The sequence below is a fragment of the Antarctobacter jejuensis genome (assembly GCF_052266595.1).
Lineage (GTDB): Bacteria > Pseudomonadota > Alphaproteobacteria > Rhodobacterales > Rhodobacteraceae > Antarctobacter > Antarctobacter jejuensis.
This window is the reverse complement of the sequence record NZ_JBQQXJ010000001.1, coordinates 208,735-230,087: the sequence shown is the minus strand read 5'-3', so window position 1 is coordinate 230,087 and position 21,353 is coordinate 208,735. Positions and strand designations below refer to the sequence as shown.

At 64.8% G+C, this 21,353-nt stretch carries 22 protein-coding genes; 16 read left to right on the top strand and 6 right to left on the bottom strand.

Features of this window, described 5'->3' with window-relative positions; genetic code table 11:
* The first annotated feature begins 36 nt into the window (after positions 1-36).
* Positions 37-537, top strand: coding sequence for a hypothetical protein (locus tag ACTXGA_RS01155; RefSeq protein WP_443391257.1), 501 nt, complete (start codon positions 37-39; stop codon positions 535-537).
* On the opposite strand, the gene ACTXGA_RS01150 is transcribed toward ACTXGA_RS01155, so the two are convergent.
* The 4 genes from ACTXGA_RS01150 to glmU are packed head-to-tail and all read right to left on the bottom strand — an operon-like array spanning position 534 to position 4,970.
* Positions 534-1,211 (bottom strand): DNA alkylation repair protein, encoded by a 678-nt coding sequence (locus ACTXGA_RS01150; protein ID WP_443391256.1) that lies wholly within the window; start codon positions 1,209-1,211, stop codon positions 534-536. The two genes, ACTXGA_RS01155 and ACTXGA_RS01150, sit on opposite strands and share 4 nt — an antisense overlap.
* The gene (locus tag ACTXGA_RS01145) at positions 1,208-1,762 is read right to left on the bottom strand and encodes a pyridoxamine 5'-phosphate oxidase family protein (RefSeq protein WP_443391255.1); all 555 of its coding nucleotides are present in this window, start codon (positions 1,760-1,762) and stop codon (positions 1,208-1,210) included. The genes ACTXGA_RS01150 and ACTXGA_RS01145 overlap by 4 nt, the downstream gene beginning before the upstream one ends.
* A gap of 1 nt (position 1,763) precedes the next feature.
* Entirely contained in the window at positions 1,764-3,581 is a 1,818-nt protein-coding gene (glmS, locus tag ACTXGA_RS01140; protein WP_443391254.1) for a glutamine--fructose-6-phosphate transaminase (isomerizing), read from the bottom strand.
* A gap of 36 nt (positions 3,582-3,617) precedes the next feature.
* Entirely contained in the window at positions 3,618-4,970 is a 1,353-nt protein-coding gene (glmU, locus tag ACTXGA_RS01135; protein ID WP_443391253.1) for a bifunctional UDP-N-acetylglucosamine diphosphorylase/glucosamine-1-phosphate N-acetyltransferase GlmU, read from the bottom strand.
* Between the two features lie 111 nt (positions 4,971-5,081).
* Between glmU and ACTXGA_RS01130 the strand changes: the two genes are divergently transcribed.
* Positions 5,082-5,747, top strand: coding sequence for an HAD hydrolase-like protein (locus tag ACTXGA_RS01130; RefSeq protein ID WP_443391252.1), 666 nt, complete (start codon positions 5,082-5,084; stop codon positions 5,745-5,747).
* 86 nt (positions 5,748-5,833) lie between these two features.
* On the opposite strand, the gene ACTXGA_RS01125 is transcribed toward ACTXGA_RS01130, so the two are convergent.
* Positions 5,834-7,135, bottom strand: coding sequence for an MmgE/PrpD family protein (locus tag ACTXGA_RS01125; protein WP_443391251.1), 1,302 nt, complete (start codon positions 7,133-7,135; stop codon positions 5,834-5,836).
* 114 nt (positions 7,136-7,249) lie between these two features.
* On the opposite strand from ACTXGA_RS01125, the gene ACTXGA_RS01120 reads away from it, so the two are divergent.
* Entirely contained in the window at positions 7,250-8,449 is a 1,200-nt protein-coding gene (locus ACTXGA_RS01120) for a DegT/DnrJ/EryC1/StrS family aminotransferase (RefSeq protein WP_443391250.1), read from the top strand.
* Positions 8,446-9,351 carry an aminotransferase class IV gene (locus tag ACTXGA_RS01115; protein WP_443391249.1) on the top strand — a complete coding sequence of 302 codons (906 nt, stop codon included), beginning with the start codon at positions 8,446-8,448 and terminating at the stop codon, positions 9,349-9,351. Before ACTXGA_RS01120 ends, ACTXGA_RS01115 begins: the two co-directional genes overlap by 4 nt.
* On the opposite strand, the gene ACTXGA_RS01110 is transcribed toward ACTXGA_RS01115, so the two are convergent.
* Entirely contained in the window at positions 9,339-10,727 is a 1,389-nt protein-coding gene (locus ACTXGA_RS01110) for a sensor histidine kinase (protein ID WP_443391248.1), read from the bottom strand. The two genes, ACTXGA_RS01115 and ACTXGA_RS01110, sit on opposite strands and share 13 nt — an antisense overlap.
* A 232-nt stretch (positions 10,728-10,959) precedes the next feature.
* On the opposite strand from ACTXGA_RS01110, the gene ACTXGA_RS01105 reads away from it, so the two are divergent.
* The 12 genes from ACTXGA_RS01105 to ACTXGA_RS01050 all read left to right on the top strand — a co-directional run bounded on the left by ACTXGA_RS01105 (position 10,960) and on the right by ACTXGA_RS01050 (position 21,192).
* Positions 10,960-12,123: an isovaleryl-CoA dehydrogenase gene (locus ACTXGA_RS01105; protein ID WP_443391247.1), complete on the top strand. Its 1,164-nt coding sequence runs from the start codon at positions 10,960-10,962 to the stop codon at positions 12,121-12,123.
* A gap of 49 nt (positions 12,124-12,172) precedes the next feature.
* Complete coding sequence (locus tag ACTXGA_RS01100) at positions 12,173-12,568, top strand: DUF1622 domain-containing protein (protein ID WP_443391246.1); 396 nt, start codon at positions 12,173-12,175, stop codon at positions 12,566-12,568.
* 28 nt (positions 12,569-12,596) lie between these two features.
* Positions 12,597-12,959 (top strand): hypothetical protein, encoded by a 363-nt coding sequence (locus ACTXGA_RS01095; RefSeq protein ID WP_443391245.1) that lies wholly within the window; start codon positions 12,597-12,599, stop codon positions 12,957-12,959.
* Between the two features lie 11 nt (positions 12,960-12,970).
* Complete coding sequence (locus tag ACTXGA_RS01090) at positions 12,971-13,456, top strand: lysozyme inhibitor LprI family protein (protein WP_443391244.1); 486 nt, start codon at positions 12,971-12,973, stop codon at positions 13,454-13,456.
* Positions 13,456-15,012, top strand: a complete 1,557-nt coding sequence (locus ACTXGA_RS01085; RefSeq protein ID WP_443391576.1) for an AMP-binding protein — start codon at positions 13,456-13,458, stop codon at positions 15,010-15,012. Before ACTXGA_RS01090 ends, ACTXGA_RS01085 begins: the two co-directional genes overlap by 1 nt.
* Entirely contained in the window at positions 15,005-15,595 is a 591-nt protein-coding gene (locus tag ACTXGA_RS01080) for a hypothetical protein (RefSeq protein ID WP_443391243.1), read from the top strand. The genes ACTXGA_RS01085 and ACTXGA_RS01080 overlap by 8 nt, the downstream gene beginning before the upstream one ends.
* A gap of 43 nt (positions 15,596-15,638) precedes the next feature.
* Positions 15,639-17,243, top strand: a complete 1,605-nt coding sequence (locus tag ACTXGA_RS01075) for a carboxyl transferase domain-containing protein (protein ID WP_443391242.1) — start codon at positions 15,639-15,641, stop codon at positions 17,241-17,243.
* Positions 17,244-17,271: 28 nt separating this feature from the next.
* The gene (locus ACTXGA_RS01070) at positions 17,272-17,691 is read left to right on the top strand and encodes an ASCH domain-containing protein (protein WP_443391241.1); all 420 of its coding nucleotides are present in this window, start codon (positions 17,272-17,274) and stop codon (positions 17,689-17,691) included.
* Positions 17,692-17,715: 24 nt separating this feature from the next.
* Entirely contained in the window at positions 17,716-19,659 is a 1,944-nt protein-coding gene (locus tag ACTXGA_RS01065) for an acetyl/propionyl/methylcrotonyl-CoA carboxylase subunit alpha (RefSeq protein WP_443391240.1), read from the top strand.
* Positions 19,656-20,336 (top strand): glutathione S-transferase family protein, encoded by a 681-nt coding sequence (locus ACTXGA_RS01060; protein ID WP_443391239.1) that lies wholly within the window; start codon positions 19,656-19,658, stop codon positions 20,334-20,336. The genes ACTXGA_RS01065 and ACTXGA_RS01060 overlap by 4 nt, the downstream gene beginning before the upstream one ends.
* A gap of 12 nt (positions 20,337-20,348) precedes the next feature.
* Positions 20,349-20,729: a hypothetical protein gene (locus ACTXGA_RS01055; protein WP_443391238.1), complete on the top strand. Its 381-nt coding sequence runs from the start codon at positions 20,349-20,351 to the stop codon at positions 20,727-20,729.
* Between the two features lie 223 nt (positions 20,730-20,952).
* Positions 20,953-21,192 carry a hypothetical protein gene (locus ACTXGA_RS01050; RefSeq protein WP_443391237.1) on the top strand — a complete coding sequence of 80 codons (240 nt, stop codon included), beginning with the start codon at positions 20,953-20,955 and terminating at the stop codon, positions 21,190-21,192.
* The last annotated feature ends 161 nt before the right edge of the window (positions 21,193-21,353 follow it).

Below are 21,353 nucleotides of genomic sequence, written 5' to 3'. Positions count from 1 at the left end.
AAGGTATGGGTCACAAGAGCGAGAGGGAGACGCGCAGTGCGCCTCGTGACGACAGGAATGATATGCGCCACGCTGGCGCTGTCCGCGTGCGGCCAGACGCCGCTGTTCAAGCAACGCCCGGCACAGGACGCCACGCCGCCCGCCGGTACGGTACGTCCGCAGGCCCGGCCCGAAGGGGCCAGCGCGCCCAAACCGGCGGCCAATGCCCGGACGGCAGAGCAATTCGACACCACCACGGCAGAGGAACGCAAGAAAGCCGCAGCACCGGTGCAGACCGGTGGTGAAAAGGCGCTGGGGGAAACAGTGGCCAGCCTTGGCGATCCGGCCAAGCCGGGCTTCTGGTTGGAAACGCCGCTGGTCAGCACCGCGCAAACGGGCAGGGTGCTCTACCTCGCTACCGGCAAGACCGTGCAGGTGGACCTGATCCCGATCGACGGGCCAAAGGACGGCGGCAGCCGCCTGTCGCTGGCCGCCATGCGCCTGATCGATGCGCCATTGACCGGTTTGCCCAAGGTGCAGGTTTTCGCAGGCGGCTAAAGGTACTTGCCCGCCTCTTTGCGGGCAAAACCCTTCATCCCTGCGCCATGCGCGTCCAGAAAGGCGCGCGAGGCATCGGGCGCGTGTTTCGAAAGCTCGCGGATCCACCAGGCAATGGCCTTCTGGATGAACCAGTCGCGGTCCGGGACATAGCCCGCCGCCCAGTCCAGCACCCGTTCCCGGGCCTCGGTTTCCTGCGGTTTGGGAAAGTTCAGCTTGGTCAGCGGCAGGGTAATCACAAGCGCCGCGCGCCGCGACCACATGTGGTCCCGCGTTGTCCAGCCTTCGACCTCGTCCAGCCGCGACAGATCGGCCATGACCCGGCGCTGACCTGCGGCGCAGGCGTGATCCGCCACGGCCCATGCGTCAAATGTCGGCACCCAGGAACTGATCAGCCGCCAGACCGCTTCGTCGTCCGGGCGGATGCGCGCCTGTGTCAGCAGCTTGGCGGCCAGAACGCGGGCCTCGTGGATGTCGCTCTGCCAAAGCGCATCGGCCAGGGCGATGCGCCCCGGCAGGTCCAGTTCCTTGCGCCAGTCGCGGGACATGTCGTTCAGCACCGGGTTCGGCACGCCCAGATAGACGCGCGGCGCCTTGTGGTAGGCGGCTGACCCTGCCGCCCGTTCGGCATCGCCATGGGCGCGCAGCGCGGCCAGCGCCTCTTCGACGGTCATGTTTCCGGCTCCGCGGTGATCCCGGTGGGCATGCCGTCGATGGTGGTCAGATTTCTGGTTGCCCAATAGTCCCGCACGCCGTCTTCCCCCTTGCGGTCGGCCCAGTCCTTCAGCACCTCGCGCTCGCCCGCGTAATCGTAGAAGGGCACGGCATAGCCGCAGGAGGACTGCACAAGGTCCAGCGTCACGTCATAGATCTGCCGCGCGCCGACAGAAGGCGGGAAGTCCGCATTCAACTCCGCAAATTCCGCATCGCGCGGATGCAGTGTCCGGGCAGAGCCATAGGCGCGCAGGATCATCGGCTGTTTCTCGAACCCGCACCACATCAGCGTCATGCGGTTGACGCGGGCCAGATGGCCCGCCGTCTCATTCCCGCTGCCGGTCAGGTTGCGCCAGACGATGCGGTTGGGGCCCATCACCCGCAGGCTGTCCATGCCCTTTGGCGACAGGTTCACGCGCCCGTCCTCTGCTGCCGTGGCAACAAAGAAGATGTGCTGGGCTGCAATGAATCCTGTCAGGGCATCGGTCAATGCGGGGTACTGGGTGCCCATGTCACTCCACCGTCACGGATTTCGCAAGGTTACGCGGCTGGTCCACGTCCGTGCCCTTGGCGATGGCGGTGTGATAGGCCAGCAACTGCGCGGGCAGAGCATATAGGATCGGGGCAAGGATATCCGGCACCTTGGGCATCTGAATCAGCCGCCAGACATCCTGACCGGCGGCTGCCGCGCCCTCGGCATCGGTGATCAGGCAGACCTTGCCGCCGCGCGCCATGACCTCCTGCATGTTCGACACGGTCTTTTCGAACAGCGCGTCCTTGGGCGCCATGATGACCACCGGCACATGTTTGTCGATCAGCGCGATGGGGCCGTGCTTCAGCTCTCCAGACGCATAAGCCTCGGCATGGATATAGCTGATTTCCTTGAGTTTCAACGCGCCTTCCAGCGCAAGGGGATACATCAGCCCACGCCCCAGGAACAGGATGTCCCGCGCCTCGGCCAGCCGCCGGGCGACATTGGCGATGCTCTCGTCCCGGTCCAGCGCCGCGTTGAAGGTGCCCGGAAGCGCGCGCAGCGATTTCAGGATCTCGTCGCGCTCCTCGGCGCTCAGCCGTCCGCGATCCTCTGCCGCCTTCAGCGCCAGCAGCAGCAGCACGTTCAACTGACAGGTGAATGCCTTGGTCGAGGCGACGCCGATCTCCACCCCGGCGTGGATCGGCAGGGCCAGATCGCTTTCGCGGGCGATGGAACTGTTGGGCACGTTCACGACCGAATAGATCTTCTCCGCCTTGTCCCGGCAATAGCGCAGCGCCGCCAGCGTATCCGCCGTCTCACCGGATTGCGACACGAACAGCGCCGCCGTGCGCGGCATGATCGGCGGTTCGCGATAGCGGAATTCGGACGCGATATCGACCTCGACCGGCATCCCGGCCAATTGCTCGAACCAGTATTTCGCGGTGAAACAGGCGTAAAAGGCGGTGCCGCAGGCCACCATGGTCAGGCGGTCGATCTTGGTAAAATCGATGCCGGGGTCGGGCAGGGCGATGCCGGATTCGGTCAGGTAGGCGGTCAGCGCATTGGACAGGACCGTCGGCTGTTCGGCGATCTCCTTGGCCATGAAATGCTTGTAACCCGCCTTGTCGACCCGGGCTGCATCCATCTGCACGGTGCGCATCTCGCGGTTGACCAGACGGCCCGCCTCATCCCGGATCTCGACGCTGTTGCGGGTCAGGACGGCGCGGTCGCCCTCTTCCAGATAGGTGATATGCGGCGACAGGGGGGCCAGCGCGATGGCGTCGGAACCCACGTACATCTCCCCCTCGCCATGGCCGATCGCCAAGGGGGAACCCTTGCGCGCCGCCACCATCAGATCGTCTTCGCCATCGAAGAGGAAGGCCAGCGCAAAGGCGCCGTCCAGCTTGTCGATGCAGGCCATCGCCGCGTCCACCGGCGACAGGCCCTGTTCGATCAGGCTGTCGGTCAGCAGGGCGATGGTTTCGGTGTCGGTTTCCGTCTGCGGTACGCGGCCAGAGGCCTTCACCTCTTCGCGCAACTCCTTGTAATTCTCGATGATTCCATTGTGGACCACGGCCACCGGACCGGACCGATGCGGGTGGGCGTTGTCGGTGGACGGCTGGCCATGCGTGGCCCAGCGGGTGTGCCCGATGCCCGACCGCCCCGCCAAGGGCTGATGCACCAGAAGGTCCGACAGGTTGACCAGCTTGCCCATCGCGCGGCGGCGATCCAGATGACCATTATGCACGGTGGCAATGCCCGCACTGTCATAGCCGCGATATTCCAGACGGCGCAGCGCCTCGACCAATTGCGGGGCCACTTCGTGTGTCCCCAGAATCCCGACAATTCCACACATTTTCAGAAATCCCTGTAACTCTCGACCAAATGCCCGTCAGGCGTCGGCTTTTTGCTTGGCTTTCCGGGCGCGCAGCATCTTCATCAGCTTGGTCGCCAGACCCGGTTTGGTTTCCTGCTTGCCGCGCGCGATGGCCAACGCGCCCGCCGGCACGTCGGATGTGATGGTGGACCCGGATCCGGTCATCGCCCCGTCGCCCACCGTCACCGGCGCCACCAACATCGTGTCCGACCCGATAAAGGCGTTTTTGCCGATCACCGTGCGGTGTTTGAACACGCCGTCATAGTTGCAGGTGATGGTGCCCGCGCCGATGTTGGTCTTTTCGCCGATTTCCGCGTCGCCGATATAGGTCAGGTGATTGGCCTTGACCCCTTCGTGCAGCAGTGCGTTCTTGACCTCGACAAAGTTGCCCACATGCACGTTCTCGGACAGCTCTGCACCGGGCCGCAGGCGGGCATAGGGGCCAACCACGGCGCCCCGGCTGACGTGACAGCCTTCGAGATGCGAAAACGCTCGCAGCCGCGCGCCGGATTCCACCGTGACGCCGGGGGCGAAGATGACATTCGGCTCCACCTCTGTGTCGCGCCCGATCACCGTGTCCCACGACAGGTAAACCGTGTCCGGGGCCATCATCGTCACACCAAGGTCCAGCAGCTCCGCCCGCGCGCGCACCTGAAACGCCGCCTCGGCGGCGGCCAGTTCGGCGCGCGAATTGATGCCCATGGTCTCTGCCTCGGCGCAGGCAACGGCGGTAGCGGTCAGCCCGGCATCGCGGGCCAGTTCGACCACATCCGTCAAGTAATATTCGCCAGAGGCGTTGTCGTTGCCCAGCTTGTCCAGCAGATCGCGCAGCACCTGCACGTTCATTGCCATGACACCGGAATTGCACAGCGTGATCCTGCGTTCATCCTCGCTGGCGTCCTTGAACTCGACGATGCGGGTCAGGGTCTGTCCGTCCATCACCAGCCGCCCGTAACGGCCCGGATCGGCGGCCTCAAAGCCCAGCACAACCACATCCGCCCGGCCGCGCGCCTCGCGCATCCGCGCCAGCGTGTCCTCGGAGATAAACGGCGTGTCGCCATACAGCACATAGGCGTCGCCCTCGAACCCCTCCAGCGCAGGCAGGGCCTGTTGCACCGCATGACCGGTGCCCAGTTGCTCGGCCTGTTCGGCGATCCGCACCTCGGGGTCGTATTCCTGCGCCGCGCGCTCGACCTCGGCATAGCCATGCCCGGCCACAACAACGCTGCGCTCCGGCTCCAATGTGCCGCCCGCGCGCATCGCGTGCCACAGCATCGGTGCCCCCGCGATCCGGTGCAGGACCTTCGGCAGGTCGGATTTCATGCGGGTGCCCTTGCCTGCGGCGAGGATGATCAGCGCTGTGCTCATTGGGCTGCTCCGGAATTGCCTCTTTTGCGTGCTCCTTTTATCGGGTTCCTGTAACACTGCAAGGTCGCGGCGATCACGCCGGATTTCGGCATGTGACAGGAGACGGAAGCCTTGAGTAGATGCGTAATATTTGACCTCGACGGAACCCTGGCCAACACGAGCGAGGATCTGATCGCCGCCGCCAACGCCTGTTTCGAAGGCATGGGAGAGGCCGTGCGGCTGGATCCGCAGCAGGATGGCGGGGTCGCCCTGCACGGGGCGCGGCGGATGCTGACAGAGGGGCTGACGCGCGCCGGGCGCTTTTCCCCCGACCGGGTCGAAGAGTGGTTTCCGCGGTTTCTGGAGCTTTATGCAAGGGACATCGACCGGAGCACCTACATGTATCCCGGCGCAGTGGCCTCGATCCGGGGGCTGCGTCAGGCGGGTTATGCGGTGGGCATCTGCACCAACAAGCCGGAGGCGCTGGCCGTCGACCTGATCACCCGGCTGGGGGTGTCCGACCTGTTCGATTCCCTGATCGGCGCGGACACGCTGCCGACGCGCAAACCCGATGTCGCCCCCTATTGGGCGGCGGTCGATGCCTGCGGCGGGGCGCGCGACAAGTCACTGTTGGTGGGCGACAGCACCACCGACAGGCGCACCGCTGCCGCCGCCGGTGTGCCCTGCATCCTCGTCACCTTTCCGCCGGGGGCGGAGGACGTGCACGCGCTGGCGCCAGAGGCCGTGATCGACCACTTCGACGAACTGGCCGGTGCGGTTGCGCGGCTGATCGGATGAGGGGGGGAACCCTAACAAAAGGTAAAAACGTCTCTGCAAGCTATTGAAGACGTTGCGTCAACTTCGTGTCCACGCGTGGACATCCCTCAGGGCGCGCGAAAAAGCAGGTCCGTCAGCCGCGCCAGCGGCGTCTTTTCCAGCCCGTCAATAGCCTCTGCAATCGCCTCGGCCCGCGCCCGCCCCAGCACCGGATCGGCCAGGCGATGGAACTTGGCCCTGATCTCCTCATCCGTCGGCGGCGCGTCATGATCCCATCGCGGCTGTATCCAGTCGCTTTCCAGAACCCGCCCATCCCGCAGGACCAACCGGACCCGCGCCAGCCGCGTGCCCGGAAAGGCCCGGTTGGCCACCTCGTCTTCTGACATGATCAGCCCTTCGGACAGGCGCAGGATGTCCGGGTCTGTCAGGCTCTCCCCATCCAGATCCTCGGGCCGCAGATCGCCGCGCACCATCGCCACCGCGCAGGGGAAGGAGGTGGAATATTGCGCCTCTTCGGTGGTCCGGGGGCGGGCAGTGGCAAGGCGGGTCGCTTCGTGAAAGCTGATGACCTCGATCCGCGCGACGTCGGCCGCGGTCAGACCATGCGCCCGGCGCAGCGCCAGCACCCCTTCGACCGGCGCCTGCGCCCAGCGGCAGACCGGGTAGGGTTTGAAATACTGCCGCAGGATGCGCCAGTCCTCACCCAAACCGGTCCAGAACGCGGGTGCCTGTTCGACGGTGATGGCCGGCCCGCCGGTAAATCCCCGCCGCGCCAGTTGCACCGCCGACACGCCCGCCATCGCCCCGCAACCAGAGCCGTCCTTGACCATGGTGGGAAAATCGATGCAGCGCATCATCTGGCTGCGCGGCCCGTGATATTCCGCCACCCCCAGCGCATGCCGTGTCTGCTCCGGATCCAGTTGCAGCAGCCGCGCGCCCCCTGCCGCAGCCGTCACCGCGCCCCAACTGCCAGAGGTGTGATAATCGGGGCAGGTGCCATGCAGCGCCTCTGCCGCCCGCGCGCCAAATTCGTAGCCCATGACCAGCGCGGAGAGGAACGCCTCTCCGCTTATCTTGCGGGCCGTTCCGAAGACCAGCAAGGCAGGCAACAGTGGGCAGCCGATATGGCCCTTGGCCGGGTTATAGCCGTCATGACCGTCAAGGCTGTCGATGGTCATACCCATCGCCATCGCGGCGGCGGCGAACGCGGCGCGGCGGTCATCGAACAGTATCGGCGTCGCGCCGGGGAAATCCTCGGACGCGTGATCGCGGATGATCCGCGACAGATCGGTGCCCAAACCGCCCGCTGCAACGCCCAGCAGGTCCAGTAGGCAGCGCTTTGCCTGCCGTTGCACGGCCTCCGGCAAGGTCTGCCACGACAGCGCGTGGATGAAATGCAGGGGTGTCATTGGCAAAGCCTAATCCACAGTGGCAGCCGGTATGGCGCCGAAAGCGACAGATGTGTTGCGCGGCCGGTCGCGAATGGATTGACCGCCTTGCCGTGCCTGCGTCAAAACGGGCGCATGACCGAGACATTCACCGGAAGCTTCACCCAGCAGGAACCGATTCCCGAGGAGGCGATCGCCGATGCGGTCGCCGTCCTGCGCGGCGGACGCCTGCATCGATACAACACCGTCGCCGGAGAGACCGCGCCGACGGCACTGCTGGAACAGGAATTCGCCGCCATGACCGGCGCGCGGTACTGCCTTGCGGTGGCCTCGGGCGGCTATGCGATGGGCTGTGCCTTGCGCGCCGTGGGCGTGCAGCCGGGCGACAAGGTGCTGACCAACGCCTTTACCCTCGCCCCCGTGCCCGGGGCGATCGCCGGGGCAGGGGCGGTGCCGGTCTTTGTCGGCGTGACCGAGGATCTGGTGATCGATCTCGATGACCTTGCGGCCAAGGTGGAAGATGCGCGCATCCTGATGCTCAGCCACATGCGCGGGCATCTGTGCGACATGGATCGCCTGATGCAGATCTGCGACGACGCAGGCGTTCTGGTGATCGAGGATTGCGCGCATACCATGGGCGCAAGCTGGCGCGGGGTGCCCTCAGGACGGCATGGGGCCGTGGGCTGCTATTCGATGCAGACCTACAAACACGTCAATTCGGGCGAAGGCGGGTTCCTGATCACCGATGACGAAGAGATCGCGGCGCGCGCGATCATGTTGTCGGGGTCCTACATGCTGTATGAGCGTCACCTTGCGGGGCCGCCGCCGAAGGTCTTCGAGCGGGTGAAATACACCACGCCGAACGTCTCTGGCCGGATGGACAACCTGCGCGCGGCGGTCCTGCGGCCGCAACTGCGCGCACTGGACGAACAGGTTCGCCGCTGGAATGACCGTTACAACGTTGTCGAGGAAGGCCTGCGTGATACACCCGGCTTGCGCCTGCCGCAGCGGCCCGAGGCCGAGTCCTACGTCGGGTCTTCGATCCAGTTCCTGCTGCTGGATTGGCCACGCGAGACGGTGCAGGAGGTGCTGTCGCGCTGCGCGGCGCGCGGGGTTGAACTGAAGTGGTTCGGCGGGGCGGAGCCAGCGGGTTTTACCTCGCGCTATGACAGCTGGCGCTACGCGCCGTCGGAACCGATGCCTGCCAGTGACCGGATCCTGCAGGGTATCGTCGACATGCGCCTGCCATTGACCTTTTCGCTGGAGGATTGCGCGCTGATCGCCCGTATCATCCGGGCCGAGGTGGGTGCCGTCTTTCAAAATCTGAAAGCATGAGTGACCTGTCGCAGGGCGCGGCCTGGATGGGCGGCGCAGTGATTCCCATCGCCGAAGCGAAGATTGGCGTTACGGATTGGGGGCTGACCCATTCCGACATCGTCTATGACGTGGTGCCCGTGGTCGACGGCGGCTTTTTCCGGCTGGATGACTATGTGGCGCGGTTCATGGCCTCTGTCGCGGCGGGGCGCTACCGGATCCCCGAGGGGCCGGAGCAGATCCGCGAGGCGCTGACGCGGATGGTTGCCGCCTCTGGCCTGCGAGACGCCTATTGCGCCATGGTTGTGGCGCGTGGCGTGCCAAGGGTGCATGGCAGCCGTGATCCGCGCGACTGCCTGAACCATTTCTACGCCTGGGTGGTTCCCTATGTGCATGTGATCAGGCCCGAGGTGCTGGATACCGGCGCCTCTGTCTGGATCGCCAAAACCGTGCGGCGCATTCCGGCGGACAGCGTAAATCCACGCGCCAAGAACTATCATTGGGGCGATTTCACTGCCGGTCTTTTCGAGGCCAAGGATGCCGGGTTCGAGACGGTGCTGCTTTGCGATCATGCGGGCAACGTGACCGAGGGGCCGGGCTTCAATGCCTTTGCACTGAAAGGGGACAGGGTGGTGACGGCGGACCTTGGCGTGTTGCAGGGCATCACCCGGCGCACCGGTCTGGAAATGGCGCGCGAGATCGGGCTGAAGACAGAAGTGCGGGCGCTGCCGCTTGAGGAATTCCTTGAGGCGGATGAGGTCTTTCTGACCTCTTCGGGTGGCGGCGTGCTGCCCATCACCCGCGTGGATGACCGGATTTTTGGCAACGGCAAATCCGGGCCGGTCGCCACGCGGCTGAATGCGCTCTACTGGGAATGGACACAGCGCGCGGATTTGCGCACCGAGATTGCCTACCCGGCCTGAGCGACAGGGGCGTCAAGGCTGGGTTCGGGCTGCGCATGGGCGCTGAGCCGTACCGTGAAACAGGTGCCTTCGCCGGGTGTCGATTTCAGGGCGATGCCGCCACCGTGGGCAGCCGCGATGCGCTGGCTGATGGGCAGTCCAAGGCCGGTGCCCTCATAGGTCTCGGAGCCGTGCAGCCGACCGAAGAGCGCAAAGATCCGGTCGTGATCCTCTGGCGCGATGCCGATACCGTTGTCCTGTACTTCGATGGCCACCATCCCGTCTTGATCCGGACCGGATGAGCTGATCCGCAGCCGTGGCCGCTTGCCCGGTTCGCGGTATTTCAGCGCGTTGCTGACAAGGTTCTGGAGCAGTTGCCGCATCTGCTGACGGTTCGCGGGGATTTCCGGCAGGGGCGTGCGTTCAATGATGGCGCCACTGGACATGATATCCGCGCGCAGGTCGCTAAGCACCTCATCCAGGGCATCATCCAGCCGGATCTTGGACACCGGCGCCTTGCAATCCAGTGTCCGCGAGTAGGTGAGCACGCCATCGATCAGTTCCAGCATCCGCCGGATGACCTTGTCGAGATCCTCGACATGTTCGGTGCGCGCCGGGTCAAGCGTGCCGTCCTCAGTCCTGATGGCGTCGATCAGCATGTGGGCGGTGTTGGCCGGGGCCTTCAGATCATGCGAGATGGAATAGGCAAATTCTGCCTGTTGGCGATTCGTCAGCTGCAACTGGTCGATCACCTTTTGCAGGTTCCGGGCATTCGCCTTTTCCACCTGCAGGTTTTCCTGCTGTCTTTCCGTTTCCGCAGCGGCATGGGTGCTGCGCAGACGCAGCAGAACGCTGGTGCCGCTGAACATGATCCCCACCAACAGGACCAGCCCGGCCGCCTGACCCAGCCACAGAACCTGCTGCTGGCTTTCGATAAAGCCCTGAATCTTGCGGTGACTGTCGGCGATTTCCTCGGCGGCGACCTTGTCGGGGATACGCACAAGCTGATCCACCTCGCGGACCGTGGCCCCGCGGGCATAGGCCTCTGACGCGGCATCGAGATGCATGCGGTAGCCGTCGATCGTGGCGGTCAGGTCGGTCAGGCGTACGTCACTGCCTGCCTGTCTGGCAGCCTCCCGGATCTGGGCAACGGCACGGGTCGCGGCCAGATAATCCTCCTCGGCGGCCAAGCGGTAGATGTCTTCTTCGGGGCGGAGGACGTAATTCTTGAAGTTGTGAATGAAGCCGACGTAACCGATGGAGCGTTCCAGTTGCAGGATAGCGCCTGTCAGGCTGCGCGCGCGTTCTTCCTGCGCCCCGATCCGCAACCAGATCCATCCGGTTGCCACGATGGCAACGACCCCGATTGCCCACCAAATCGCAAAAAATCTGCGCATGGTCGTGAGTTCCGATTTGCCTGGCATGGTCTGGTCCGGCTTAGTTCACACTTAAAACACCGGTCGATAATTCGGCCGGGTACAGTGCGGACCTATACGAAAGTATTTAACGCAATGTGAGGCTGCGACCGGTCGCCAAAGCTCGGACTGGTGACACAGCCCGTCGACGGGATTGACGCGACTCGGTTGGTGGCGTTAAATGAACGTGCGTTCAATAATGGGGAGGTGGGGCGTGTTTCTGGCGACGATGAAGTTCGATTTGGGCGAGGACGTGCTGGCCCTGCAGGAAATGGTGCACAAATGGGCGCAGGAGCGCGTCAAGCCCATGGCCGCCGAGATTGACAGTAGCAATGAATTCCCCGCCCCGCTGTGGCGCGAGATGGGAGAGCTTGGCCTGTTGGGCATCACGGTGCCCGAGGAACTGGGCGGCGCGGGCATGGGATACCTTGCGCATACCGTTGCCGTCGAAGAGGTGGCGCGGGCCTCGGCCAGCGTGTCTCTGTCCTACGGCGCGCATTCCAACCTCTGCGTGAACCAGATAAAGTTGAACGGCACCGATGAACAGCGGCGGAAATACCTGCCTGGCCTGATTTCGGGCGAACATGTCGGCGCGCTGGCCATGTCCGAACCCTCGGCTGGGTCCGACGTCGTCAGCATGAAACTGCGCGCCGAAAAGCGGAACGACCGTTTCGTGCTGAATGGCAACAAGTACTGGATCACCAACGGTCCCGACGCCGACACGCTGGTTGTCTATGCCAAGACGGATCCGGAGGCCGGGGCCAAGGGCATCACCGCCTTCCTGATCGAGAAATCCATGACCGGTTTTTCGACCTCGAAACATTTCGACAAGCTGGGGATGCGCGGGTCGAACACCGCCGAGTTGATCTTTGAAAACGTCGAAGTGCCTTTCGAGAACATCCTGGGCGAAGAGGGCAAGGGTGTACGCGTCCTGATGTCCGGTCTCGATTACGAACGCGTCGTGCTGGCGGGCATCGGCCTTGGCATCATGGCGGCCTGTCTGGACGAGGTCATGCCTTACCTCGCGGAGCGCAAGCAGTTCGGCCAGCCGATCGGGAATTTCCAACTGATGCAGGGCAAGATCGCGGACATGTACACGGCGATGAACTCGGCCCGTGCCTATGTCTACGAGGTCGCCAAGGCCTGCGACAGGGGCGAGGTCACGCGTCAGGACGCGGCGGCCTGCTGTCTTTACGCGTCTGAGCAGGCCATGGTGCAGTCGCATCAGGCGGTGCAGGCGCTGGGCGGCGCGGGTTTCCTTGCCGATGCACCGGTGGCGCGGCTGTTCCGCGATGCCAAGCTGATGGAGATCGGCGCCGGCACCTCCGAAATCCGCCGGATGCTGGTCGGGCGCGAACTGATGGCGGCCATGGCGTGAATGGCGGACGCGCGCTACAGTCGGGGCGACAGGCCGGGACGGGGCGCTGATGGACTCTGTATTCAACCACGTTGCGAACGAAACCGCGTTGCACAGGTATCTGCCGCATGTGGTGGAGGTGCTGGATTGGGTGGCGGCGGCGATCAGCCTGTTCGCCATCCTGCTGCTGGTGATTGGCGCACTGCGGTTCATGATCCGGGTGGTCGGGGCCGAACTGGGCGGCGCGGAAGAGGGACGTCAGCGGCGCACGAACCGTGCGCGGCTGGAACTGGGCGGCTACATCCTTGCCGGGTTGGAACTGTTCATCGTTTCGGACGTGATCCACACGGCGCTCAGCCTCGAATTCGCCAGTCTCCTGTTCCTGCTGATGCTGGTCGTGATCCGGGCGATCATCTCCTATTTTCTGGACCGCGAACTGGCCGAGTTGCGGCATACATTGGATTGAGCGGGTGCTGGCCCGCGATGGTGCAGTGATGCCGCGCTGGTTGTGGTGGATGCCCTTGGTGGGGATCGTCACGCTGATGGCGCTGCATTTCTTTCGGCTTGGCTGGATCGCTGCCAACCTGACGGAGACGGATGTGATCGAAGCCTACGCGCAGCAGTACCTGAAGGACCGCGCCCGCGATGGCACTGCAGAGGGCGCGCGGCGTAGTGATTGTGTCGCTTATCCCGGAGAGGACGCAGGAATCTGGCTGCATGTTCTGTGTGGCCCGCCCGGTGATCCGTCGCGGCAATACGAATACGAGGTCGACCGTTTGGGACAGTTCGTGAGAGGCTTGTCCCCGCATAGCAATGGCACCTCGCCGGGCACTGGCCCGCGACTGCCCGAAACCTGAGGAGATTTGCGATGCGCGCCTTTTCTATCCTTGCCCTGTCCCTGTTGGCTGCGCCCCCCGTTGCGGCGCAGGAACTGGTGTTCTCTCCCCACGCCACCGAAAGCTGCCTTGCCTCCGGTGCCGATTACCGCAGTTGCGTTGGTCGGTCCGCAGAGGCCTGCATGGAGGACACCCCCGGCGGCTGGTCCACGGTGGGGATGGGCGGTTGCCTCGACCGCGAGTTGCAGTGGTGGGATGCCCGGCTCAACACCTCTTACCGGTTTGCTATGGCGCATGCCCGCAAGACGGATGCTGAAAACGACGGTTTCGGCCCGTCGCAGGTGGACGCGCTGCGCGGGATGCAGCGCGCGTGGATTCCCTTTCGCGATGCGAAATGCGACTGGGCGCGCAGCCAATGGGGCGGCGGAACCGGCGGAGGACCGGCGGCGATTGAATGTCTGATGCGGGAAACGTCGGATCAGACCTGGTACATCGAAAGCGTGGTGACACCGGGCTGATGCTGCGCGCTGCACCCACATATGAGGCGCTCTGCGCCCGGTTCCGCTGGGACCTGCCGTCCGATCTGAACATGGCGCATCAGGCCTGCGACGGCTGGGCGGCGGTCGAGCCGGACCGCCTTGCCATCATCGACCTGTCACGCGGTGGGCGGCGCAACGTGACCTATGCCGCGCTATACGCCCTGTCACGCCGGGTGGAGGCGGGGCTGATCGCGCGCGGCGTGATGCGTGGCGACCGGGTGGGGGTCCTGTTGTCACAATCGCCATTGTGCGCGGCGGCGCACATCGCGGCCTGGCGGATCGGGGCGATTTCCGTGCCGCTGTTCATGTTGTTCCGCGAAGATGCGCTGCGCGCGCGTTTGCAGGATTCCGGCTGCAAGGTGGTGGTCACGGACGAAGAGGGCGCTGGCATGATGCGCCCCTTTGACTGTGCCATCTTGCGCGGCGAGGACCTGCCGCCGTCAACCTACGCTTCCCGCGCGGTCCTGCAGACCGGACCAGAGGATCCGGCGGTGCTGATCTACACTTCCGGCACCACGGGCAAGCCCAAGGGCGCGTTGCATGGACACCGGATTTTGACCGGCCATCTGCCCGGGGTCGAGATGAGCCACGATTTCCTTGGCCGTCGCGGCGATGTCCTGTGGACGCCTGCGGACTGGGCCTGGATCGGCGGGCTGTTCGACGTGTTGATGCCGGGGCTTGCGCTTGGGGTGCCGGTGGTGGCCGCCCGGATGCGGCGGTTCGATGTTGAGAAGTGCTTGAGGATCGTCTCGGATCACGCTGTAAAGAATGTGTTTTTCCCGCCAACCGCCCTGCGGATGCTAAAGGCGGGAAATGCGCAGATGACCGGGCTGCGCTCTGTCGCCAGTGGAGGTGAGCCATTGGGTGCGGAGATGCTGGCCTGGGGGCGTGAGGCGCTTGGCTGTACGATCAACGAATTCTACGGCCAGACCGAATGCAACATGGTGGCCAGCTCCTGCGGTTCGCTGTTCGACCCAAGGCCCGGCAGTCTGGGCCGCGCCGTGCCGGGGTTCGAGATTTCGGTGGTCGATCAACAGGGGCAGCCGGTGACGGGTGAAGGGGATATCGCGGTGCGGCGCGGCTGCGCCTCGATGATGCTGGAATACTGGCGGCGGCCCGAAGCCACGGCTGCGAAATTCCGCGGCCCGTGGCTGATCACCGGCGATCGTGGCAAATTGGAGGACGGGTTCATCCGCTTTGTCGGGCGCGAGGACGACGTGATTACCAGCGCCGGATACCGGATCGGCCCCGCCGAGATCGAAGATTGCCTGCTGACCCATCCCGGTGTCGCAACGGCGGGCGTGGTGGGCAAGCCGGATCCCCTGCGGACGGAGATCGTCAAGGCCTATGTCGTGCTCCGCCCCGGCATCGAGGTGCGGGCACCGGAATTGCAGTCATGGGTCAAGGATCGGCTGGCAAGTTACTCCTACCCAAGGGAAATTTCCTTCGTCACTGAATTGCCGATGACGGTTACAGGCAAGGTGATCCGCAAGGAGTTGAAGGCGCGTGCTGCGCGGGAGGCGGGAAATGCGTAGTGCATTGGCCTACTGTGCGATCTGTCTGTCGACAGGCGCTGTCTGGGCACAGCCCGAACCGCTGCCGGAGTTTTCGACCTGCATGGACATTGCTGTGGATCGTTATGAACAGGACCTGCGCCGGTTGCGCGAACGCCCCGAGGATGCGCGCGATTTCGACATTGGCGATGTGCGTGGCGTCGATTTCTGCGGCACCGTCGGCATTGTCCGCTGCGACCGCTCAGAGGAGCCGCTGGCCTGCCAGCGCGCGCTGACAGTGGAACAGGATGCGCTGAAAGACACCATTCTGGCGCTCTTGCCGGATCCCGCAACCGTGACCGGCGAAGGCTTTGCCCACGCGCTCTATCCGCAGGTCTGGCTGTTGGCGCAGGGCAGTTCCTCCGGGCCCGACTGCGCGGGGCAGGAGGCCGCAATGCATACATGGTGCGAGGCGCGCGAAGCCAACAGCCGTCTGCGCAGCACCGTGCTGGCCTGGCAGGTGGCCCGGTATCTCGACGCCGCAGAGCCGGCCATCGCGGCGGGGTGGGCCAGCCCGCCACCGCCGGTTCGGCCACGCGCCCGTCCCGAGGGATTGAAACCATGATCCGCCACCGCACCGGCAAAGAGACAACGAGGGGAGCAGGCAAATGAAGTTGCAATCTCAGGTGATGACCTCTGGCGAAGCCTATGAGACCAACCGCCGCGCGCATCTGGATGCCCTGGCCGAGATTTCCGAGGCGGCGGCCCTTGCGGCGGCAGGCGGCGGGGAAAAGGCGCGCGAACGGCATCTGTCGCGCGGCAAGATGCTGCCGCGCGAACGGGTGGCCAACCTGCTGGACCCAGGCTCTCCCTTTCTGGAGGTGGGCGCAACGGCGGCGCATGGCATGTATGGCGGTGCAGCCCCCTGCGCAGGGGCGATTGCCGGGATCGGTCTGGTCAAGGGGCGGCAGGTCATGGTGGTCTGCAATGACGCCACGGTGAAGGGCGGCACCTACTACCCGATGACCGTCAAGAAGCACCTGCGCGCGCAGGAGATTGCCGAGGAAAACCGGCTGCCCTGCATCTACCTCGTGGACTCTGGCGGCGCGAACCTGCCCAATCAGGATGAGGTCTTTCCGGACCGCGACCACTTTGGCCGCATCTTCTACAATCAGGCGCGGATGAGCGCCAAGGGCATCGCGCAGATCGCCGTTGTCATGGGCAGTTGTACTGCGGGCGGGGCCTATGTGCCGGCCATGTCGGACGTGTCCATCATCGTGAAAGAGCAGGGGACGATCTTCCTTGCCGGGCCGCCGCTGGTCAAGGCGGCGACGGGTGAGGTGGTCACCGCCGAGGATCTGGGCGGCGGCGATGTGCACACCCGGCTGTCTGGTGTGGCGGATTATCTGGCCGAGGATGACGCGCATGCGCTTGCGCTGGCGCGGCGGGCCGTTGGCTCGCTTGGCGGCAGCGGCGGGGTAAACCCCGCCCTACGCTCGGGGAAAGCGCCCGCCTATGATCCGGATGAATTGCTGGGCGTGGTGCCCGCTGATCTACGCACGCCCTATGACATCCGCGAGGTGATCGCGCGGGTGGTGGACGGATCCTACTTCGACGAGTTCAAGCCGCGCTTTGGCGAGACGTTGGTCTGCGGCTTTGCCGAGGTGGAGGGGATGCCGGTGGGGATCGTCGCCAACAACGGCGTTCTGTTTTCGGAAAGCGCGCAGAAGGGCGCGCATTTCGTTGAACTGTGTTCACAGCGCAAGATCCCCTTGGTCTTCCTGCAGAACATCACCGGCTTCATGGTGGGGCGGAAATACGAGAACGAAGGCATCGCGCGCCACGGGGCCAAGATGGTGACGGCAGTGGCCAGCACCTCTGTCCCAAAGATCACGCTGCTGGTGGGCGGATCGTTCGGGGCAGGCAACTATGGCATGGCGGGCCGGGCCTATCAGCCGCGGTTCCTGTGGACGTGGCCCAATAGCCGGATTTCGGTCATGGGTGGCCCGCAGGCGGCGGGCGTTTTGGCCACGGTCAAACGCGACGCCATCGAACGCGCAGGCGGCACGTGGTCCGAGGACGAAGAGGCCGAGTTCAAACGCCCCACGCTGGAGATGTTCGAGAGGCAGTCGCATCCGCTTTACGCAAGTGCGCGGCTTTGGGATGACGGGGTGATCGACCCGCGCAAAACCCGCGCCGTGCTGGCGCTGTCGCTGCGTGCCGCCCTGAACGCGCCGATTGAAGAGACACGTTTCGGCGTGTTCCGGATGTAAGGTCTGTTGCCATGAAGGAGAACGCACGTTGACCGCCAAAACCCTGCAGCAGATCATCGACGATAACCCCGAGGCAGAGACCTTTCGCTATGGGGATTCACCGCAGTTATGTGCCCAAATCCTTGCACAGGTGCGCTCTGGCAAGAAGACCGCGACCGTCGAGGCAAAGCGCGTCTTCGGCAAGGGGGGCGATGTCATGCCGGTCGCGGGGCGGCGCGACGTGGCGCTGAACTGGGACGGCACGCCCGCCCTGATGGTCGAGACGGTGGAGGTCACGACCCGGCGCTTTGATGAGATGGATGAGGAGTTCGTCGCGCTTCAGGGAGAGTTCCGCGACCTCGCTCATTGGCGCAAAAGCTACCGCGCGTATTTTTCGCGAAATGGCGGCGTGTCCGAGGACATGGAAATCATCTGCGAGAGGTTTCGCGTGGTGGAGGATTATTCGTGACGGCGCTTTCGGAGAGGAAACACCATGTTTGACACCATTCTGATTGCCAACCGGGGCGAGATCGCCTGCAGGGTGATCCGCACGGCGCGGGCCATGGGGCTGCGCACCGTGGCGGTCTATTCCGAGGCCGACGCGCAGGCGATGCACGTGGCCCTTGCCGATGAGGCCGTGCACATCGGCGGCGCCGCACCGGCGCAGAGCTATCTGCGCGGCGACAAGATCATCGCGGCCGCCAAGGCCACCGGCGCACAGGCGATTCACCCCGGATACGGGTTTCTCTCCGAGAACCCGGATTTCGTGACCGAAGTCGAGAAGGCGGGGCTGGTCTTCATCGGCCCTTCGGCCGACGCGATCCGCAAGATGGGGCTCAAGGATGCGGCCAAGCGTCTGATGGATGAGGCGGGCGTGCCGGTCGTGCCCGGCTACATGGGCGAAGATCAGGATCCCGGTCACCTGGAGGTCGAGGCGCACCGCGTCGGCTATCCGGTGCTGATCAAGGCGGTTGCCGGTGGCGGCGGCAAGGGGATGCGTTTGGTCGAGGAGCCCGAGGATTTCATCGACGCGCTGGAACGGGCCAAGGCCGAGGCGCGCACCGCCTTTGGCAACGATGCGGTGTTGATAGAGAAATACATCCAGCGTCCGCGCCACATCGAGGTGCAGGTCTTTGGCGACGGAGAGCGCGCGGTGCATCTGTTCGAACGGGACTGTTCGCTGCAGCGCCGCCACCAGAAGGTGATCGAAGAGGCCCCGGCGCCGGGCATGACCGCAGAGATGCGCGAAGCCATGGGGGCTGCGGCTGTGCGCGCGGCAGAGGCCATTGGCTACAAGGGCGCGGGCACGGTGGAATTCATCGTAGACGGCTTTGACGGGCTACGCACCGATGGGTTCTGGTTCATGGAGATGAACACCCGCCTGCAGGTGGAACATCCCGTGACCGAGGAAATCTGCGGCGTCGATCTGGTAGAATGGCAGATCCGTGTGGCGGGGGGAGAGACACTGCCCGCAAGGCAGGAGGAACTGAAGATCACCGGCCATGCATTCGAGGCGCGCCTTTATGCAGAGGATGTGCCGGCCGGGTTCCTGCCCGCGACTGGAACGCTGGCGCAACTGACATTTCCGGACGGCGTGCGGGCGGAGACCGGTGTGCGGACAGGCGATACCATCAGCCCGCATTACGATCCGATGATCGCCAAGGTGGTGGTGCACGGGCCGTCGCGCGCCGTGGCCCTGCGCAAGCTGTCGCGTGGATTGCGGCAGACACAGGTGGCGGGCACGGTGACGAACCTGGCCTTTCTGGGCGCGCTTGCAGACCACGAAGGCTTTGGCCGCGGCGAGGTGGATACCGGCCTGATCGCGCGGGACATCGACAGTCTGGCCGCCGCGCCCGAGGTGCGTCCCGCCGTCTGGGCCGAGGCCGCGCTTGGTGCGCTGGGGCTGCTGGATGGTGATGGCTGGGAACAGGGGTTCACCCTATGGGAACCAGCATGGCGGATGGTGATGTTGGCGCATGGCGAAGAGGCGTGCGGCGTGCGGGTGATGCAGCGCGGTCCGGGATCGGCGCTGGTCGACGTGGAGGGCACCGTGGTCGAGGCCCTGCGCGGCGCGGGCGGCTGGACCTTTGACGGCACACCGGGGGGCGGCGTGCATGTGTCGGGTGGACGGGTGACGGTCTTTACCGATTATGGCGTGGCGTTCGATCTGCCGGATCCGCTGGCGCGCGGAACCGGGGCCGAGGGCGCGGCAGGCGGGGCGCTGGCGCCTATGCCGGGGCGCGTCGTGTCCGTTCACGTCTCTGTCGGGCAGGCGGTGGAGGCCGGGGACCGGCTGGCCGTGCTGGAGGCGATGAAGATGGAACACACGCTGACCGCCAGCCATGCCGGCAAGGTCGCCGAGGTTCTGGTGCGGGCCGGCGATCAGGTCGAGGCCGGAACAGCGCTGGTCATTCTTGAAGAGGAGGCAGCAGCATGAGCGGACCGGATCTGACGCTGCATCATGTGCAATACGGGCGCTCTTTCCGGGTGCTCTGGCTTTTGGAAGAGATCGGGCTGGACCGGTTCGGCGCGTTCGAGATCGTGGAACACCGGATCGGCAGCAAGGAAATGCGCGAGAGCGATCTGGGGCGGCTGTCGCCCGCCGTTCGCATCCCGGCGATCCGGATCGGCGATCTGGAGATGAGCGAATCCGGCGCCATCGTCGAATACATGGTGGAAACCTATGCGCCGGACCTTGGCCGCGCGCCGGGGGACGCCGAGCGGCCCGCCTACCTGCAATGGATCCATTACGCCGAAACGCAGGCGAGCCTGATCGAGAACCTGAACCTGATGCTGGTCTTTCTGCGGCCACCGGCCAAACCCTCTCCGGTGGTGGTCAAGCTGACCGTCGCGCGGCTGCGCCAGACCCTGCGGGGGATGGAGCAGCGGCTTGGGGAGCAGGAGTGGCTCTTGCCCGGCGGGTTTTCTGCGGCGGACGTGATGATGGGGTTCAACCTGTTCGCGGCGCCCTATTACGTGCATCTGGAAGAGTTTCCGCGCCTCTTGGCCTACAAGGCGCGGATCGAAGCGCGCGCAGCCTATCAGCGCGCCGTGGATCGCGAAGGACCGCAGCGGTTCTATACACAGGTCTTCTATCCCGTGCCGAAGGACTGAGCCGGGACGGGTATGCTGATCCAGATTGCACATCTTTACGCCACGGTCTGTCTGGGGATCGTGTTTTTCCAGATGGCATTGATTGGCGGCGCGCCTCTGGGGCCGTGGACGCAAGGCGGGCAGCATCCGGGGGCACTGCCGGTTACCGGGCGCCTATTGGCGGCTTTGTCCGTGCCGGTGGTGATCTTTCAGGCGTTGGCGGTACTGGCGGCTGCCGGTTTCCCGGGACTGGACTGGCCGCGCTGGACCGGCTGGTTGGCGCTGGGGGTGAGTGTGCTGAGCGCCGTGCTAAACGGGATCACGCCGTCGCCACGGGAGCGGGCGGTCTGGTTCCCGGTCATGTTCGTGATGGCGGGTATGGCCGGATACGTGATGATCTCGACCGCGTCGTGACATTGGCCGGGACGGAGGGGGGGCGGCGGGATGGAACTCGGCCCCCTGCAGGGGCCATCGCCCAACCAACCAACAGCCAATCCGACACCCCGCCCATCCCAACGGATAGGGTGGTGATCCCGTTGCGCATCTTTTCCCCCGGACGCCCCAATGACGCTGCGTCTGTAAGGGGTTATCCATTAACCAAGGTGCTGGGGATAGGACCAACAAGGGAGACGGGACGATGGAAAACCTGCTGCTGACGGCGCGCAACAATCGGACGAAGGCACTGAACGAGTTGAAGCGCCGTCGGAACAAGGGGATTACCAAACTGCGTCCCGGAGAGGAAATGAAGACTGAACAGCGCGTCTACATCGACGTCATGAAAATGCTGCGCGACTACAAGGCGGAGCTTGAGCCGCTTACCTCGATCCGTGGTCGGGGTGCGGATGCGGGGCTTTGCCTGGTTCTGCAGGTGGCCTGACGGGACGGGCAAGCGACTAGACGAGACTACGTGACGAACAGAGTTTAACAGGCGTGGGCGCTCTCACCCACACAAGAAAAATCGAGCAACTCTCCGAAGGACGGTATCTGCGAAAAGCGGGTGCCGTCCTTGTCGTTGAGGCGGGACTGCGGCGCTTGGGC

What these genes read in the sequence shown, in the direction of transcription:
- ACTXGA_RS01150 (WP_443391256.1), bottom strand. Translation starts at nt 1,211, where the DNA reads ATGACCGTCGAAGAGGCGCTGGCCGCGCTGCGCGCCCATGGCGATGCC.
- ACTXGA_RS01145 (WP_443391255.1), bottom strand. Translation starts at nt 1,762, where the DNA reads ATGGGCACCCAGTACCCCGCATTGACCGATGCCCTGACAGGATTCATT.
- glmS (WP_443391254.1), bottom strand. Translation starts at nt 3,581, where the DNA reads ATGTGTGGAATTGTCGGGATTCTGGGGACACACGAAGTGGCCCCGCAA.
- glmU (WP_443391253.1), bottom strand. Translation starts at nt 4,970, where the DNA reads ATGAGCACAGCGCTGATCATCCTCGCCGCAGGCAAGGGCACCCGCATG.
- ACTXGA_RS01125 (WP_443391251.1), bottom strand. Translation starts at nt 7,135, where the DNA reads ATGACACCCCTGCATTTCATCCACGCGCTGTCGTGGCAGACCTTGCCG.
- ACTXGA_RS01120 (WP_443391250.1), top strand. Translation starts at nt 7,250, where the DNA reads ATGACCGAGACATTCACCGGAAGCTTCACCCAGCAGGAACCGATTCCC.
- ACTXGA_RS01115 (WP_443391249.1), top strand. Translation starts at nt 8,446, where the DNA reads ATGAGTGACCTGTCGCAGGGCGCGGCCTGGATGGGCGGCGCAGTGATT.
- ACTXGA_RS01110 (WP_443391248.1), bottom strand. Translation starts at nt 10,727, where the DNA reads ATGCGCAGATTTTTTGCGATTTGGTGGGCAATCGGGGTCGTTGCCATC.
- ACTXGA_RS01100 (WP_443391246.1), top strand. Translation starts at nt 12,173, where the DNA reads ATGGACTCTGTATTCAACCACGTTGCGAACGAAACCGCGTTGCACAGG.
- ACTXGA_RS01095 (WP_443391245.1), top strand. Translation starts at nt 12,597, where the DNA reads ATGCCGCGCTGGTTGTGGTGGATGCCCTTGGTGGGGATCGTCACGCTG.
- ACTXGA_RS01090 (WP_443391244.1), top strand. Translation starts at nt 12,971, where the DNA reads ATGCGCGCCTTTTCTATCCTTGCCCTGTCCCTGTTGGCTGCGCCCCCC.
- ACTXGA_RS01085 (WP_443391576.1), top strand. Translation starts at nt 13,456, where the DNA reads ATGCTGCGCGCTGCACCCACATATGAGGCGCTCTGCGCCCGGTTCCGC.
- ACTXGA_RS01080 (WP_443391243.1), top strand. Translation starts at nt 15,005, where the DNA reads ATGCGTAGTGCATTGGCCTACTGTGCGATCTGTCTGTCGACAGGCGCT.
- ACTXGA_RS01075 (WP_443391242.1), top strand. Translation starts at nt 15,639, where the DNA reads ATGAAGTTGCAATCTCAGGTGATGACCTCTGGCGAAGCCTATGAGACC.
- ACTXGA_RS01065 (WP_443391240.1), top strand. Translation starts at nt 17,716, where the DNA reads ATGTTTGACACCATTCTGATTGCCAACCGGGGCGAGATCGCCTGCAGG.
- ACTXGA_RS01060 (WP_443391239.1), top strand. Translation starts at nt 19,656, where the DNA reads ATGAGCGGACCGGATCTGACGCTGCATCATGTGCAATACGGGCGCTCT.
- ACTXGA_RS01055 (WP_443391238.1), top strand. Translation starts at nt 20,349, where the DNA reads ATGCTGATCCAGATTGCACATCTTTACGCCACGGTCTGTCTGGGGATC.
- ACTXGA_RS01050 (WP_443391237.1), top strand. Translation starts at nt 20,953, where the DNA reads ATGGAAAACCTGCTGCTGACGGCGCGCAACAATCGGACGAAGGCACTG.